At 71.8% G+C, this 15169-nt stretch carries 17 protein-coding genes; 5 read left to right on the top strand and 12 right to left on the bottom strand.

What is annotated here, in order from left to right; all coding sequences use genetic code 11:
- Position 1: 1 nt before the first annotated feature.
- From ACZ4TR_RS28340 to ACZ4TR_RS28325, 4 genes are all read right to left on the bottom strand, one after another.
- Positions 2-1036, bottom strand: coding sequence for a hypothetical protein (locus ACZ4TR_RS28340; protein ID WP_465289951.1), 1035 nt, complete (start codon positions 1034-1036; stop codon positions 2-4).
- A complete protein-coding gene (locus ACZ4TR_RS28335) occupies positions 1033-2496 on the bottom strand; it encodes an FAD-dependent oxidoreductase (protein WP_465289949.1) in 1464 nt (487 codons plus the stop codon). The genes ACZ4TR_RS28340 and ACZ4TR_RS28335 overlap by 4 nt, the downstream gene beginning before the upstream one ends.
- A gap of 91 nt (positions 2497-2587) precedes the next feature.
- Positions 2588-3118 carry a GNAT family N-acetyltransferase gene (locus ACZ4TR_RS28330; protein WP_465289947.1) on the bottom strand — a complete coding sequence of 177 codons (531 nt, stop codon included), beginning with the start codon at positions 3116-3118 and terminating at the stop codon, positions 2588-2590.
- Between the two features lie 47 nt (positions 3119-3165).
- Entirely contained in the window at positions 3166-3675 is a 510-nt protein-coding gene (locus tag ACZ4TR_RS28325; RefSeq protein WP_364527506.1) for a hypothetical protein, read from the bottom strand.
- Positions 3676-3844: 169 nt separating this feature from the next.
- Between ACZ4TR_RS28325 and pdxR the strand changes: the two genes are divergently transcribed.
- Positions 3845-5212, top strand: a complete 1368-nt coding sequence (pdxR, locus tag ACZ4TR_RS28320) for a MocR-like pyridoxine biosynthesis transcription factor PdxR (RefSeq protein ID WP_465289945.1) — start codon at positions 3845-3847, stop codon at positions 5210-5212.
- A 259-nt stretch (positions 5213-5471) separates the two neighbouring features.
- On the opposite strand, the gene ACZ4TR_RS28315 is transcribed toward pdxR, so the two are convergent.
- Complete coding sequence (locus ACZ4TR_RS28315; protein ID WP_465289943.1) at positions 5472-6323, bottom strand: NAD-dependent epimerase/dehydratase family protein; 852 nt, start codon at positions 6321-6323, stop codon at positions 5472-5474.
- A 251-nt stretch (positions 6324-6574) separates the two neighbouring features.
- On the opposite strand from ACZ4TR_RS28315, the gene ACZ4TR_RS28310 reads away from it, so the two are divergent.
- Positions 6575-7021 (top strand): hypothetical protein, encoded by a 447-nt coding sequence (locus ACZ4TR_RS28310; RefSeq protein WP_465289941.1) that lies wholly within the window; start codon positions 6575-6577, stop codon positions 7019-7021.
- Positions 7014-8138 (top strand): hypothetical protein, encoded by a 1125-nt coding sequence (locus ACZ4TR_RS28305; protein ID WP_465289939.1) that lies wholly within the window; start codon positions 7014-7016, stop codon positions 8136-8138. Before ACZ4TR_RS28310 ends, ACZ4TR_RS28305 begins: the two co-directional genes overlap by 8 nt.
- A 27-nt stretch (positions 8139-8165) precedes the next feature.
- On the opposite strand, the gene ACZ4TR_RS28300 is transcribed toward ACZ4TR_RS28305, so the two are convergent.
- Both ACZ4TR_RS28300 and ACZ4TR_RS28295 read right to left on the bottom strand, forming a co-directional pair.
- Entirely contained in the window at positions 8166-8492 is a 327-nt protein-coding gene (locus ACZ4TR_RS28300; protein WP_465289937.1) for an STAS domain-containing protein, read from the bottom strand.
- A gap of 506 nt (positions 8493-8998) precedes the next feature.
- The gene (locus ACZ4TR_RS28295; protein WP_465289935.1) at positions 8999-9664 is read right to left on the bottom strand and encodes a DUF4190 domain-containing protein; all 666 of its coding nucleotides are present in this window, start codon (positions 9662-9664) and stop codon (positions 8999-9001) included.
- A 341-nt stretch (positions 9665-10005) separates the two neighbouring features.
- Here ACZ4TR_RS28295 and ACZ4TR_RS28290 point away from each other — a divergent pair, with 341 nt between their 5' ends.
- Positions 10006-10737 (top strand): hypothetical protein, encoded by a 732-nt coding sequence (locus tag ACZ4TR_RS28290; RefSeq protein ID WP_364524629.1) that lies wholly within the window; start codon positions 10006-10008, stop codon positions 10735-10737.
- Here the strand turns inward: ACZ4TR_RS28290 and ACZ4TR_RS28285 are convergent.
- From ACZ4TR_RS28285 to ACZ4TR_RS28265, 5 genes are all read right to left on the bottom strand, one after another.
- Positions 10716-11030: a hypothetical protein gene (locus ACZ4TR_RS28285; RefSeq protein ID WP_465289933.1), complete on the bottom strand. Its 315-nt coding sequence runs from the start codon at positions 11028-11030 to the stop codon at positions 10716-10718. The two genes, ACZ4TR_RS28290 and ACZ4TR_RS28285, sit on opposite strands and share 22 nt — an antisense overlap.
- Positions 11031-11078: 48 nt before the next feature.
- The gene (locus tag ACZ4TR_RS28280; RefSeq protein ID WP_465289931.1) at positions 11079-11459 is read right to left on the bottom strand and encodes a nuclear transport factor 2 family protein; all 381 of its coding nucleotides are present in this window, start codon (positions 11457-11459) and stop codon (positions 11079-11081) included.
- Complete coding sequence (locus ACZ4TR_RS28275; RefSeq protein WP_364524634.1) at positions 11456-11905, bottom strand: cupin domain-containing protein; 450 nt, start codon at positions 11903-11905, stop codon at positions 11456-11458. The genes ACZ4TR_RS28280 and ACZ4TR_RS28275 overlap by 4 nt, the downstream gene beginning before the upstream one ends.
- Positions 11902-13410, bottom strand: coding sequence for a flavin-containing monooxygenase (locus ACZ4TR_RS28270; RefSeq protein ID WP_465289929.1), 1509 nt, complete (start codon positions 13408-13410; stop codon positions 11902-11904). Before ACZ4TR_RS28270 ends, ACZ4TR_RS28275 begins: the two co-directional genes overlap by 4 nt.
- 101 nt (positions 13411-13511) lie before the next feature.
- A complete protein-coding gene (locus ACZ4TR_RS28265; protein ID WP_465289927.1) occupies positions 13512-14345 on the bottom strand; it encodes an IclR family transcriptional regulator in 834 nt (277 codons plus the stop codon).
- Between the two features lie 21 nt (positions 14346-14366).
- Between ACZ4TR_RS28265 and ACZ4TR_RS28260 the strand changes: the two genes are divergently transcribed.
- Positions 14367-15167, top strand: a complete 801-nt coding sequence (locus ACZ4TR_RS28260; RefSeq protein ID WP_465289925.1) for an SDR family oxidoreductase — start codon at positions 14367-14369, stop codon at positions 15165-15167.
- Positions 15168-15169: the final 2 nt, after the last annotated feature.

The raw sequence follows: 15169 nt of genomic DNA, 5'->3' as shown, positions 1-15169 counted from the left end.
CTCAGACCGGGGCAGGGGCCCGGGCCTTCCGGTACAGCGCGACCAGCACCAGCCCGGCCGCGGCGAAACAGGCGAGCGCGTAGGGCAGGTTGCCGGCCGGGCCGCCGCCGTCCGCGGCGATCCAGAACACCGCCAGCGCGCCCAGGTAGACGGCGGGGTAGATCCGCACGAAGGCGGACAGGGCCAGGCATTCCGCCCGGGTCGTGACGATGATCCCGGCGCCGGCCACCCAGACGAGTGCCAGCTCGACGCCGAGAATCCAGGCTTGCGCGGTGGTGTTGCCGTCGAAGAGGCTCGACGGGAGACCGGCGATCGCCATCGTCGGCGGGGTGAGGATACCGGCCACCAGGGTCCGCCACCCGAGTGACCGGCCGCGCCGAGGGCCACCGGCCGGCCGCACCACCAGGTAGGTCAGGGCCCCGAACGAGACGGACGCGAACAGCAGCATGCTCGTCATCGGCACCGACGCCAGCGCCGGGTGGTTGACGATGCGGTTGCCCGGGTTCCAGGCCCACCACTCGAGCTTCGGGCCGAGCTGGTCGAAGACCTCGTAGAACACCTGGCAGACGAAGGCGACGGCCACCGAACCGGCGAGCGGGCCCCGGCTCCGGAAGATCCCGAGCGCCCGCACGAGTTCGTAGGCGAGCTGGCTGAACGCCGGGTAGAACGCGACGATGTAGAGCGGCAGCCGGTCCGCCATGAACTGCACGGTGAACTGGTTGTGGGCGAAGATGAAGCCGTAGATCCGGTCCAGGCCGAACCACTCCGGGAAGTACAGCGGCGGCTCGGTGACGAAGAGGTACACCAGCGACGCCCACCACAGCGCCAGGTTGACCGGATCGCCCGCGCGGTGGCGGCGAACGGCGTGCACCAGGGCGAAGATCGCACCACCGACGACGAGCAGTTCGAGCAGTGGCATCGTCCAGTGGGCGAGCTCCCACGGAAAGCGGACCGAGACGACCGGGGCGACGTCGTGGCAGTCGAAGCCCAGCCCGCGGGTGAGGGCCGCGGCGTCCGGCCCGCACGCCGCGGTCATCGCGCGGTCGCTGTCGCTGTCGCCGAGGTGTAGTCCGTGGCCGGTGGTTCGGCCTGCGGGTCGAACCCGAACGGCACGCGGTGCCGGCCCAGCGCCGCGCGGACGCGGTAACGCACGAGCCCCGCGATCACGCGTGGGGTGCGCAGCATGTCCCCCAGCGACTCGTCGAGGTTGAACACCTTGGCGAAGTGCTCGTCGACGACCGCGTCCTCCCGGGCGGCCCCGACGATGAGGCTGAACGCGGGGGCGGAGACGGCCGCGAGGAGCCGGCGCTTCCACTCGCGCGGCTTCTCGGTGCCCTCGGCGCAGGCGTAGCCCTGGTCGCGGGCCATCGCCAGGCTCCACGGCACGTTCAGCAGCTTGCGTTGCGCGGCAAGGAACTTCGCGGAGAACTTCGCGTCGAGCCGGCCGGCGCGGGCGAGGTGTTCGCGCAGCAGCAGCGCCGAGCCGGCCGCGGAACTGATGCCCTGGGCGTAGAACGGGTTGAACGCGCAGATCGAGTCGCCGACGAAGACCAGCCCTTCGGGCGGGGTGCGCAGGCGGTCGTAGCGGCGCCACTTGTTGCCGGTCGAGCGGGTGAGGTGGACTTCCGAGGTGGGTTCGCACCGGTCCATCGCGGCGGCGAACATCGGCGTCCGGACCCGGCGGGCCGTCTCGACGAACGCGTCGGTCGTGCGCGGCATGTCCAGGCCCCACGAGCCCATGCAGGCGATGACGCGGTTGCCCTCGACGGGGAAGAAGTTGACCAGGTACTCGTGTTCGGCGGGGTGCTCGCCCTTGTCCGGCGTCGGCATGATCACCAGGTGCCGCCACCACCAGGTCGCGGGCCGCGGTGCCGGCAGTTCGTACCAGCGCGAGGTGTAGGTGACCTTGGCGTCGAGCGTCCTGGTCTCCGGCTCGGGCCAGCCCGCGGCCACGAGCCAGGCGCTGACGGAGGAGCCGCGACCCATCGCGTCGACGACGAGGTCCGCGTCGACGTGCTCGTCGCCGCCGGCGGTGGTGAAGCCGACGCCGGTGATCCTGCCGTCCCGCGTCGTCAGGCCGGTGACCGCGGCTCCTTCGCGGATCTCGACGTCGGGGAGCTCACGCACTTTGTCGCGCAGGACGCGTTCGATGAGGATCCGCGAGCTGTAGACCATGGTCATCGCGCTGCGTTTGCGGGCCGACCAGCCTTCGCCGTCGAGGTAGGCGGCGTCCATGGACGGCATCAGGTGCAGGCCGCCGGCGGCGATGAGGTCTTCTTCGAAGCCGTCGAACAACGCCCCGATCGCGCGCCGGCCCGAGTTGAGCAGGAAGTGCGGGTGCTTGCTCTGCGGCACCCCGCGGCGGTGCTCGGCTTCGGCGGGAAGCCGGTCGCGTTCGAGGACCAGGACTCGGTCGAAGTGCGGAGCGAGCGCACCGGCCGAGCACAGACCGGCGGCACTGCCCCCGAGGACGACGGCGGTCTTGCCGAGCCGCATGCGGATCAACTCCCCACGTCGAATCATACAAACTGACGACGAATGTATGAATGAGTGGACGCGGGTGTCAAGAGGCCGATCGCCGGTGCGTTTACGCGGGCGCGCCGTCCGATGGGTTGTCCGTTGCGCCCCAACGGCTTTCGGCGAGCAGGCCGAACAGGAGGTCGTCCGTTCGCTCCGCCTTGAGCCACGTGTGCCGCCGGCGACGACCCTCCAGGCTGAACCCGAGCCGCTCCAGCAGCCGCGCCGACGCCGTGTTCCGCGCGTCGCACTCCGCGGACACCCGGCGGACTCCCGTGCCGAACACCCGGTCCAGCACGCACCGCACCGCTTCGGTCGCGTAGCCGTTCCCCTGGTGGGCCCGGGCGATCGTGAACCCCACCTCGGCCTGCTTCCGGTTGCCGGACAAGCAGATCCCGACGTCGCCGATCAGGACGCCGTCGCGCTCGACGGCGTACTGGAACCACCCCGGCTTGCCTTCGTCGGCCGTCGCGAACCCGCCCACGAGCCGCCGGGCGGCCGCCTCCGGAACCGGCGCGGTCCACCCCTGGTAGCGCGCCACCTCGGGATCCGAGCGGTACGCCGCGAACGCGGCCACGTCACCCGCGGCGAACCGCCGCACGACCAGCCGCTCGGTCCGGATCGGGAGTCCGCTCGGGGTGCGAGCCGTCAGCGAGCCGAACCGTGGGAGCCGCGGATGCGCAGCCCGTCCGACTCGATGATCAGTTCGGTCGGGCAGTCGTTCACACCCACACCGGCGAACCGGAACGGCTCACGGCCGGCGCCCACCAGCGTCGTGGTGCCGTTCTTCTCCTCGAGCCGCACCGTCCGGGGGCCCGATCGGGTGTCGAACACGTGCAGGCTCCCGAAAGCGGCCTCGAGGTCCGGCCACTGACGCGGACCGCCGAGGACGACGGACGGCAGTGGCTGCGGCTCCCCGTCGAGGAGCACCTCCATCCGCCCGGACTCGCCCGTGTCGATCTGCAGACCGGTCTGGACCTCGTTGTCGAGGGTGAGCTCGACGAACCCGCCGCGCGGGGCCGATTCGCGGATTTCGAGCTCACCACCCGGCCGGACCAGGAACTCCGCCGGGTACCGGGCGACGACCGCCAGGAGCGGATGGCGCAGGCCGTTGACGATGCGGATCGACTTCACCCGCTGCGCGGTGGTTTCGGTCAACGGACTTACCCTTCGGAGTAGCTGCGAATCGGCAGATCGTACCTCCGGCTCTGCCGTGTTTCGCGCACCCCTAGGCATCCCTAGGGGGTGATGCGGAGGACGCAACAGATCGGCCACGAGTCCTCTTCGGACATTCGGTGCAGCAGAATCGGACACGGAGGTGACGACGGTGGACAAGCCGGGCTTCGACCTGCACCTCGATGTCGGCGAACCGCGGGCGCGGTCGATCGAGTCGGCGCTGCGCGAGGCCGTCACCACCGGCCGGCTGCCCGCCGGCACCCGGCTGCCCGGCACCCGCTCGCTGGCCGGGGACCTGGGGATCGCCCGGGGGACCGTCGTCGCGGCCTACGCCCAGCTGGTCGCCGAGGGGTGGCTGGTCAGCACGACCGGGTCGGGCACCCGGGTCGCCGACGTCACGCTCCCCCGTGCCCCGCGCGACACCCCGGTGCGGCGGGTCGTCGACCTGCGCCCCGGCCGCCCGGACCTGAGCCTCTTCCCGCACGCCCGGTGGTCGGCCGCGATGCGGCGTTCGCTGGACGCCGCCGGCTTGGACTACGGCGACCCGGCGGGCTCGCGGGCGCTGCGCGAAGCGGTGGCGACGTACGTCTCCCGGGCGCGGGGCGTGCGTGCCGAAGCCCCCGCCGTGGTGATCACGAGCGGCTTCACGCACGCTCTCGCCGTGCTGGCCCGGGCATTGCGCGGTGCGGGAGCGATCGCCACGGAAGACCCCGGGCTCGCCCACCACCGGAAGCTCATCCACGACGCCGGGCTGGAGACCGCGCCGCTGTGCGTCGGCCCGGACGGCGCCGACCCGGCGGACATCCCCGCGCACGCCGGGGCGGTGCTGCTGACACCCGCCCACCAGCACCCACGCGGGGTCGTGCTGAGCCGCGAGGCGCGTGCCGGGTTCGTCGCGTGGGCCCGAGACCGCGACGGGTACGTCATCGAGGACGACTACGACGGCGAGTTCCGCTACGACGAGCAGCCGGTCGGAGCGTTGCAGGCCCTCGACCCCGATCGAGTGATCTTCGCGGGGAGCACGAGCAAGGCACTGGCGCCCGGTCTGCGGCTCGGCTGGCTGGTGGTGCCGCCGCGGCTCCGGCTCCCGGTGCTCGACGCGCTGGCGGCGACCGGCGCCACGGTCGGCGTGCCGGGCCAGCTCGCATTGGCCGACCTGCTCGGCCGCGGCGACTACGACCGGCACGTCCGCCGCACGCGGGGGGTTTACCGCAAGCGGCGGGCAGAACTGGCCGCCCGGCTGGCGTCGCTGACGGAGGTCCCGCTCGACGGCGTCCCGGCCGGCTTGCACGCACTCCTCCCGCTCGCCTCGGCGAAGGAGGAGCGACGGCTCGTCGACGCGGGTCTCGACGCCGGTCTCCAGCTCACGGGCCTGCACGCGGCGGGGTACTGGCACTCCGCTCGGCGGGCGAAGGCCGGGCTGATCATCGGCTACGCGACACCACCGCAGCACGCGTGGCGCCCCGCCCTCGACGCGCTCACGGAGGTACTCCGCGGCGCGGCAATCACCCGTTGGTGAACCCCCCGCCCCGCCCAAAAACGCCACTTTCATAGGGAAAGTGCCATTTTTGGGCGCTCAAAGCCGCACTTTCATAGGGAAAGTGTTCCGGAGCGCGGACTCCGGAAGATGGCCCCGCAGCGCGGGGTCACGCTGAGTGAACCATCCGGCACGCCCCGAGGGCGCCACTTTCATGGGAAAGTGCCGCTTCGGTGGCCAGAGCCCGCACTTTCACGTGAAAGTGATGCGGAGCGCGGACTCCGGAACGCGGCGGTGGGCGTCACAAGCTGGCGAAGCCGTCTCGCCACGAGGCGATGCCCGGCGCCCAGCCCAGCTCCTTGCGCGCCCGGGTGTTGTCCGCTCCGCGGGCCCAGCCCGTGCGTTCCCCCGCCACCCGGGCCGGCTGGGGCGCACCGACCGCGGCGCAGAACACCGGGACCCACTCGTGACCGGCCGCGGGCTCGTCGTCACACACGTTGACCGCTCCCGTCGACCACTCCAAGGCCGCGACCGCCGCCGAAGCCGCGTCGTCGACGTGCACGAAACTCGACACGTCCGCGTTCGCGGGCAGGTTCCCCGCCTCGGCCTGCCGCGCCATCAGCGCCCCACGCTCGTACCACGTACCGGGGCCGTACAACAGTCCGTAGCGCAGCACGACCCACTCGGGCAGCTCCGCGACGGCCCTTTCCAACGACGCGACACCTCCGACCGTCGCGACCCGGTCGGGCGCGCCGTGCAGATCCAACGGCGTGTCCTCGATGGCCGGCGCGTCGCCCGGCTCGTAGGCCCAGGAGATGCTCTGCGCGACGATCCGCCGCACGCCCGCCGCCTTCGCGGCGTCGACCAGGTTGCGCGTGCCGACCACCCGGACCTTCGCGTTGGCGGCACGGTCGCCGGCGCCGAGGTCGGTGAGCTGGTGCATGACGACGTCGGGCCGCGCGGCCGCCACGGCCTCCGCCAAACCCGCCGCGTCGTACACGTCGCCGACGACGGCCGCCGCTCCCAGTGCCTCGATCTTGCCTGCCGAGGCCGGATTCCGGGTCAGGCCCACCACCGAGTGGCCCGAAGCGACCAGCGCGGGCACCACCCGGCGGCCCACGGCGCCGGACGCGCCGGCGAGGAAGATCCGCATGTCGTTCTCTCCCGCTCAGTCCGGAATGGACGGAGTCAGCGAAGCCGCCAAGGCGAGGATGGAGTCAGTCATGGTTTCCACCCTAGGCAGAGCACGGCGCGACCGGCTGGTCCACTTCCGCCCCGCCGCACTGGACCGGTTCGCCGATCGTTTCGGCCGACGCCGAAACGATGGGCACCGGGGAACGCCCGCGGCCGGCGGATCGCCGGACCTCGTAGCCTGACCGAAGATCTTTTGGAGGGAGCCCCGTGGTGGCAGCGAACTGGCGAGTGGTGTCCGAGCCGACGCCGGGAGTGACCCCGCCACCGCCGTCCCCGGGCGACCACGACTCGAAACCCGAGCCCGAACCCACTCCGTCGCCCTCTCCCGGGCCGAAGCCGGAGCCGAAACCGCCGTGGGGCAGCGGGCCGGACATCGGCGTCACGCCACCCTGGCTGCGGCAACGCGCCGACGCCTGTGACGAGACCGCCGTCGCCGTGAACGCCCTGCGCGGGGCGGCCGACGACACCTTCGAGCCGCTGGCGCGCGCCGCGCCGGGCTGGGACTTCGCCGGCAGCGTCGACGACATGCAGTCCCGCTGGGACGGGCTCAACGACCTCCTGCACCGCCGGCTGACCCAGGCCGCGGAGAACTTCCGGCTGAGCGCCGACGCGTACACCAAGACCGACTCGGCGGGCGGGGAGCGGCTCCGTGGTTGATTTCAAGCAGCTCACCGAACTGGACGTCGCCGGGCTGGAGACGTTCGCCGAGCAGTGGGCCCTGGTCCACCGGAGACTCCACCGGATCCGCGACGCCTACGAATCCGCCGTCGTGACACCGCTGGAGGACGGCGAGTGGACCGGAAAGGGCGGGGACGCGGCGACCCAGTACTGCGCTCGCATCCGCTGGGACTTCGACGCGGTCGACGCCGAAGTGAAGGCGCTGCGGAAGTACATCGACGTGGAAGCCGACGGCAGCGAGGGCACCGGCGGCCTCAAGGGCCTCGAAGGCCACCAGCGGGCCGTGCTGGACCTGCAGCGGCAGGCGCGTGAACAGGGCATGACGGTCACCGCCGCCGGCAAGGTCACCTGGGACGACACCCCGGGCGTCTCGCCGGGGTACTTCGACGCGCTCGGCGAGCAGGCCGACATCGCGGACGGCCTGGAGAAGCAGATCCAAGCGCACCTGAAGCAGGCCACCGAAATCGACGAGGAGCTCGCCCGCAACCTCAAGGTCGTCTTCGGCACGCAGGACAACTTCGAGACCGAAGACCGCCGCTACGGCGTCCTCCCGCCCACCGAACACGACCGCCGGGTCTGGAACCAGCTGCACAACGTCGTCCTGCTGGGTTTGGTGAAGCAGGGCAACGACCACGCGGCCTGGCTGCTGCAGCACTACCTCGACGGTGACGGCAAAACGGTCGAAGCGCCCGTCCAGGACATGCTCGACGACCTGCCGTCCTTCCGGGAACAGGTCGACAAGTCGGTCGCCGAGGCCGGAAAGGGCCCGGACGGCCCGTTCACGACCGACTGGAAGACGACCGCGCCGGACCTGGAGCGGGACGGCAAGGGCGGCCAGGACTGGTACTACTCGTTCAACCACTTCCAGTACCGGCTGGTCGGCGAGAAGCACGGCGACGAGGTCACCTACCACGTCGAGATCCAGAAGCGCTACGACTGGGGCATCCCGAGTGAGCACCGGCGCGACCTGGAGAAGGACTCGCCGGTGCTGGACGTCGACTTCGAGCAGGCCGACATCGCGCACCTCAACACGACGGGAAAGGCACGCGACTTCGACGTCGTCGGCAGCTCGGGGCAGAAGACCGCGCACGTCTAGGAGCCGACCGGCTCCGCACGTCCGCGATCAGGCGGCCGAAAGAGCCTCGGCCCGGGTGTCGACGACGGCCAGCGCCTCGGTCAGGCCGGTCAGCTTCAAGGCCCGCCCGACGGTGCTGCGCTCGGGGCTCACGACCCGGATGCGGGTGGTCTTCCCGACGTCGCGGTGGGCTTTGAGCAGGACGGTCATCCCGACGGAAGCGAGGAAGGACACCCCGGTCAGATCGACCACCAGCACCGCCGGCTCCCGGCTCACGGCCGCCATGAGCGCGTTTTCCAGGACCTCGGCGCTGAGCAGGTCGACTTCGCCCGACACCTCCAGCACCTCGGCGGCATCGACCCGGCGCTCCGTCACGCGCAACAGATCCTGGGGCCGCACCCGACTCCCGTCAGCGGTCACCTTCACCTCCGGTTTCCTCGACCGTTCGGGCAGCTCCGAGCCGACCGAGCGCGCGACGGCGCCCAGCTCGGCCGAAGCCGCCCCGCTGGACGCGTACCCGGATTCCCGGCCGCCGAAACATCCGCGGCCGGGCGGTCCTCCCCCTCGCCCGAGGCGTCACGAGCGCGTGTGGGTCTCCGTCGGAATTCCCCCGTTTCCCGGGTCGACGCCGAGACGACGCTGATCCTGCGCGAGGCCTTCCACAAGATCGACGCCCACTACCGCAGCGACCACTACGGCTACGCCCGCGCCGTCATGAGCAAGATCGTTCCCCGGGACGAGCGGATCGCGCGAGCCGGGGATCAGCCTCCAGACCGTCAAGACCCCCGTCCGCACCATCCTGGCGAAGTACCGGATGAGCGGACGCGGGGCCGTCGCCGACGACGTCCGGAAGCACCTGGCGCGCTGAGCGCCGGGCCGGCTCAGGGCTGGTAGGTGCACAAGGCGCCGACGCTGTTGGACTGCTCGACGACGGTCTTGCCGTCGACGGTGATCTTGCAGGTGTTGTCCTTGTCCCCCAGCTTGAAGTCGACCGGGGTGACGGTGACCGAGGTGAACGCCAGGTCGTCCATCGACAGGGTCTGGCGCCAGGTCTTGCCCTTCTCCAGGACCTCCTGGGAGTTCGCGGTGAACCCGCTGTTCCACTGGACGTTCGACTTCGCCGCCGTCGTGACCTCGAGGACGATGGTGTGCTTGGCCGACGCCGCCGCGGTCGGGGCCGCGTTGGCCGGTGCCGCCCCCGCGTCGGCGACCGCCGCCGGCGCCGCTGCGGCGGGCAGGCCGTTCGCGGTGTCGCTGACGGCCTTGCCGAACGCCGCGGTCCAGATGATGCAGATGACCAGCCCCAGCGCGGAAAGCACGACCGCGGTGATGGCCAGCCCCTTGTTGCTCGCCTGGCCGCGGCTCGTGCGCAGCGTGCCGACGATGCCGAAGATCAGCCCGAGGATCACCAGCGGCCACGCGACGACCCCGATGAGCGGGATGAACGCGAAGATCAGGCCGACCAGGCCGAGGACGAACCCGGCGGTGCCGAGCCCGTTCTTGTACTGGACCGGAGCGGACACGGGTGGCACGGGGGCGTAGGACATGGATGCCTCTTTCAGCGCAGCGACGGCAGGACCGGATGCGGTCACGTTCTGGGCCGTTCGTCGCCGCCCGAGCCGTGGGTGTAACAGGACCCGAATCACACTCTTGGTCACGAAGTGGACTCGGCCCGAGCGATCCTCGATCATTTCCGCAGGTGGCTGCGGTGCGTGACTCGCCCACCATCGTTACCCAGGGTTAGAGATTGAAACTTCAAGTTCACTCGTACGGAGTACGCGTTCCGCGGAACGAGAGTCCGCGAGCTCCCGGCGTAACGGATCACCCGAATGGTCGATATCCCGTTCGTGTCCGGACGGCCCGGGCCTTCACGAGGGGACCTCTGACCATGCTTCGTCTCCACCTGGGAGCACTCATCGCCACCGGGGCCGCGGCGGCCCTCATCTGCACCGGCTGCTCGACCACCTCCGGGACGGCGGCGCCGGCCGCCGCGTCCACCGGCACCACGACGTCCGCGAGCGCCGCGGCCGCCTCGCTCGACGGCTCGAAGGCCGGCTCCGCCGTCGCCGACGCCGCGAAGCAGGCCAAAGCGGTCCACGTCCGCGGCACCGTCTCCGAGGGTGGCGTCAACCTCGACCTGCAGCTCAACCCGAGCAGCGCCAGCGGCACCGTGGTGCAGGACGGACTCGAGATCCCGGTCCTGCGCGACGGGGACAAGTACTACTTCCGGTTCAGCCAGTCGCTGATCGACAAGGCCGGGATCCCGGCGTCGGTGGGCAAGCAGCTCAAGGACAAGTGGGTGTCCTCGAAGTCGCAGATCGGCGCGGGGATCGGCGAGTCGTTCAAGCAGTTCCTCGACTACAAGACCTTCACCGACAACACGGTCGGCCAGCTGGCGTCGGAGACCTTCAAGGCCGGCGGGGAGACCACCGCCGGCGGCGTCCCGGCCTTGACGTTCACCAGCGTCGACGGCACCGCGACGGTGGCCGCCGCGGACCCGCACTACCTGCTGCGCATGCAGGCCCCCAAGGAAGGCACGCTGGAGTTCTCCGACTGGGACAAGCCGACGACGGTCACGGCCCCCAAGGCGTCGGAGATCTACTCGGGCCCCGGCGCCTGACCGGAGTGCCGGGCCCGCGCGGGCGGGTCCGGCACACTGGCCGGACGCGGCGTCCGGAACTCGTCGAGCCACGACCAATCCCCAGGTCGTGCCGCGAGGCGGTCAAGCGCTTCCGCCAGTGCCGAACGCAACTCGGTCGCTTCGGACCGGACTCCGCCTTCCGCGCCCAGAGCCGCACCCGAGAACACCACGGTCCACGGTTCCCCGCCCACGCTCATGCGTTCGTCGTCGGCTTTGATCAGGGCGGTGACCCCGGCCCGCGCGAGCCTGGCCATCAGGGTTTCGACGTCCATGAAGGTCCTCTCGGTGGTGCGCAGCCGGTGCGCGCCACGAGTGTGCCATCAGGACGGTGCACCGACCGGGGCGAAGGCCGGGCTGATGTCCATGTGGACGCGGTAGTCGGTCACCCGGTCCCCCGCCAGCCGGAGGACCGTCACGCACGGCAGGGCCAGCGGGGTGCCGTCCGGGGCCGCCGTTTCGATCGTGAACCGGCAGAACAGCTGGTCCTCCCCCACTTCCGCGACCTGCTCGACGACGTGGTGGACCCACGGCAGCGCGCCCGCCGCGCCGGCCGTCGCCTCGGTGATCGCGGCGCGGCCGGTCAGCGGCTCGCCGTTCGCGAACACGTACGTCGCGTCGTCGGCGAACCACGAGGCGAACGCCGGAGCGTCCCCCGCGTCGACCGCCGCGCACATCGCGCGGACCATCCGCTCACGGTTCACTTCCGCAGCTCCAGCCCGTAGCGGGTCATCACTTCCGCGACCAGCTTCATGTCCCGCCCGGGCGGCAGCTGCGACAGCTCCCGGTAGTAGTTCTCCAGGCCCGGCGGGGAAACCACGGCGATGACGCGGGTCTCCTCCTCGAACGGGTTGCGGAACACGTGCGGCACCCCGCGCGGCAGCAGCAGCGAATCGCCCTGGCCGAGGACGTGCCGCTCGCCGTCGAGCTCCACCTCGACGCGGCCCTGGACGCACGTGAACAGCTCGTCCTCCCGGGTGTGGACGTGGGTCGGCGGCCCGCCGAGGCCCGGCGGCACCACGTATTCGAACAGCGAGTACGCGCCGTTCGTGTCGGCGCCGGTCAGCCGGGCGTGGATGCCCAGCCCGATCGCGCCGAGGTTGGTGCCGTCGCCCGGGTGGATGACGTGGTGGCCGGTCGCGGTGCTCATCGGGAACTCCTTTGCTCCAGCGGGGTCTTCGCGGGTTCGGGGGCGTCCTTCAGCCGGCTCAGGACGGCGGGCGTGAGCGACCGGTAGGCCGCGGGGACGACCGGGTTCAGCCAGTGCGTGAACCGGGTGAAGCGGCCGATCTGCACGCCGAGGTCGCCGAGCACCTCGTCGACGTTGTGGACGGAGAACGGGATGATCTTGGTGCCGCGGCAGTGGTGCGCGCCGGTCGCTTCGTCGAGGAAGGCCACCTGGGCGACGACGTCCGCGCGCCGGGTCGCCTCGTCGGGCAGGGCGAGCGCGCCCGCGAGGTCGGCCGCGATCCACAGCGCCGCCATCTCGGCGTTGAGCGGGCTGAAGAACGACGAGTTGTACCCGTTGAAGTAGAGGCCCGGCGCGGCCAGGGGCTGGATCTGCCGGTACAGCAGGAAGTTCCCGCGCTCGTCGAGCAATCCTTTTCGGACGGTTTCCGGCAGGAACGGGACGCCTTGGGTGAACCCGGTCGCGCAGACCACCAGGTCGGCCGGCAGCACCGTCCCGTCGGCGAGTTCGGCCCGAGGCCGGCCGCCGTCGGCGAACAGCCGCCGGATCACCTGGTCGCGGCGGACGCGGATCGCGCCGTCGGCCACGCCTTCGAAGAACCCCTCGGTGGCCAGGCCGATCGCGTTCTTGATGATGTCCTCCATCCGCCCGCGCGGCACCAGGTCGTGCTTCGCGAGCCCGAACTGCCGCACCGACACGCTTCCGATCGAGTTGAGCATCGCGCGCCGCAGCCGGTTTCCCGGGCCGTGCAGGAACTTCTCGAACCCGCGCAGCCACCGGTAGCGGAACAGGGCCTCGCCCAGCCGGGTCAGCAGCAGCATCTTGAAGTTCAGCACGCCGGCGATCTTGCGCGGCACCTTCCACAGCAGCTGGCGGGCGATGACGTCGGTCGTCTCGGCGACTTCGCTGATCGCCACGGTCACGTCGCAGGCCGACTTGCCGTACCCGACGACGAGCACGTGCTTGCCCCGCGCCTCGGAGACGTCGTGGAAGTCCGACCCGGCCAGCAGCCGCCCGCCTGCCGCTTCGAACTCCGCGCGGCCCGGGTAGTCCGGCAGCGCGGGCTCGCAGAACACGCCGTTCGCGACGACGACACGGTCGACCACCGAGGCCCCCTGCGCCCCGGTGGTCACCGCCCACCGCGCGCCGTCCGGGACCACCGACTCGACGGTGGTCCCGAGTCGCAGGTGGGGCGTGACGCCGAACTCGTCGGCGTAGTCCGCGAGGTACTCCTGGACCTGGGCACCCGTCGGCCACTCCGGGAAGTGCCCCGGCATCGGGAAGTCCGAGAACGAGTACTGCGCCTTGGGGCTCTGGGTGGTCAGCCCCGGGTAGCGCCGGGTCCGGCTCCACACCCCGCCCACGTCCGGGGTCCGGTCGAAGACCTCGACGTCGTGGCCGGCCTGCAGCAGCACCTTGGCCGTGGTCAGCCCGGCCAGTCCGGCCCCGATGATCGCGACGCGCATTGCCTGGTCCTCCTCGTCGGCGCGGCCGGGACCGGTGGTCCGGCTCGGCGTGCGCCACAGCGTGGATCAGGCGGAGACCGCGAACCAACTGCGAGTCCTGGTCACTGGGACGGCAGCTCGGGCCGCGGCACCGCCCACCGCCGCGCGGAGTAGGCCCGGCTGGCCGCCGCGGCCGCCATCCGGACGGCCGGGCCGATCCGGTCGGGCTGCACCGCGGCGCTGGGCCCGGTGACCGACAGCGCGGCGGTCACGCCGCCGGTGAAGTCGAAGATCGGCGCCGCGACGCAGCTGATGCCGGCGTTGCCCTCCTCGCGGTCGTAGGCCCAGCCCTGCTCGTGCACGACGGCGAGCTCCCGCTCGAGCGCGGCGGCACCGGTGATCGTGCGCGGGGTGCGCCGGGAGAGCCCGCCGGCCACGACCGCGCCGACCGTTTCGGCGTCCGACCAGGCGAGGATGGCCCGGCCCAGCCCGGAGCAGTGTGCCGGGATGAACCCGCCGACCTGGTCGAGCATCGGCAGCTGACGGTGCCCGCTGATCTTCTCGACGACGAGCACCCGGGTGCCTTCGAGGACGCCGAGCTGCACGGTCGTCTTGGCCGCCGCGTAGAGGTCCTGCAGGTACGGCAGGACGGCCTCGCGCAGTTCGTGGCGCACCGGCACCAGGCCGGACAGCTCGAACAGGCGGTTCCCGATCCGGTACTTCTCGCCGGGTTTGTCCAGCCAGCCCAGCTCGATCATCCGGGCCGCGGTGCGGTGCACGGTCGAGCGCGGCAGGCCCGAGCGCTCGACGAGCCGGGACAAGGTGAGCTCGCGGTGGGTCGCGTCGAAGGCGTCCAGCAGGGCGGCGGCGCGTTCGAGCGCCCCCGACGCCGCGACGTCACGGGAGTCACCGGAGTCCCGGGCAGTGGGACCCGTCCTTGGCCCGTCGGCGGTCATGACGCGAATGTAGGTCACATCATGGAGAGCAACCAGTCCTTCGGGAAACGCCGCCGCGTCGCGCTCGTCGGCGGCGGTGCCGGCGGCATCGGCTCGGCCTGCGCGGCCGCGCTCCTGGCGGCCGGGCACCGCGTGGTCCTCGCCGGGCGCACGGAAGAGACGCTGGCCGGAACCGCGTCGTCCCTCTGCGAGGGCGTCGGCAGTGTCGATTACGTCGTGTGCGACCTCGCCGACCCGGCCGCCGCCGCCGAGGCCGTGGTCCGGGTGCACGAGCGGCACGGCTCGCTCGACGTCGTCGTGGCCAACGCCGGCGGACCCGCGCCGGGCCGCGTGTTCGACGTGCCCGCCGAGCAGTGGCACCACGACCTCGACCTGCTGGTCCTCGGCCCGCTGTCCCTCCTGCGCGCCGCGCTGCCCGCGATGGCCGAGCGCGGGTTCGGCCGCGTCGTCGTGATCAGCTCGACGGCGGTGCGGCAGCCGCAGCCGGAGCTCGCCGCCTCGACGGTGCTGCGCTCGGCGACGACGTCGGCGGCGAAACTGGCCGCCCTCGAGTACGCCGATCGCGGCGTCACGGTCAACTGCGTAGCGGTCGGCGCGACCCTCACCCCGCGGCGCATGGAGATCGTGCGCAGCCGGGCCGGCGCGGCGGGCGTCGACGTCGCGACCGCGCTGGCCGAAGACCTCGCCGCCATCCCGGCCGGGCGGGCCGCCGCGCCGCGCGAGGTCGCGGCCGCGGTGGCGTTCCTGGCCTCGTCCGAAGCAGGCTATGTCAACGGATCCGTGCTGACCGTCGACGGCGGCCGCACGGAATGTCCCGCCTGAGC

This window comes from Amycolatopsis sp. NPDC028719, from assembly GCF_055565395.1.
Note: the sequence above shows the minus strand (reverse complement) of the source record. Positions and strands in the feature narration are given on the sequence as shown.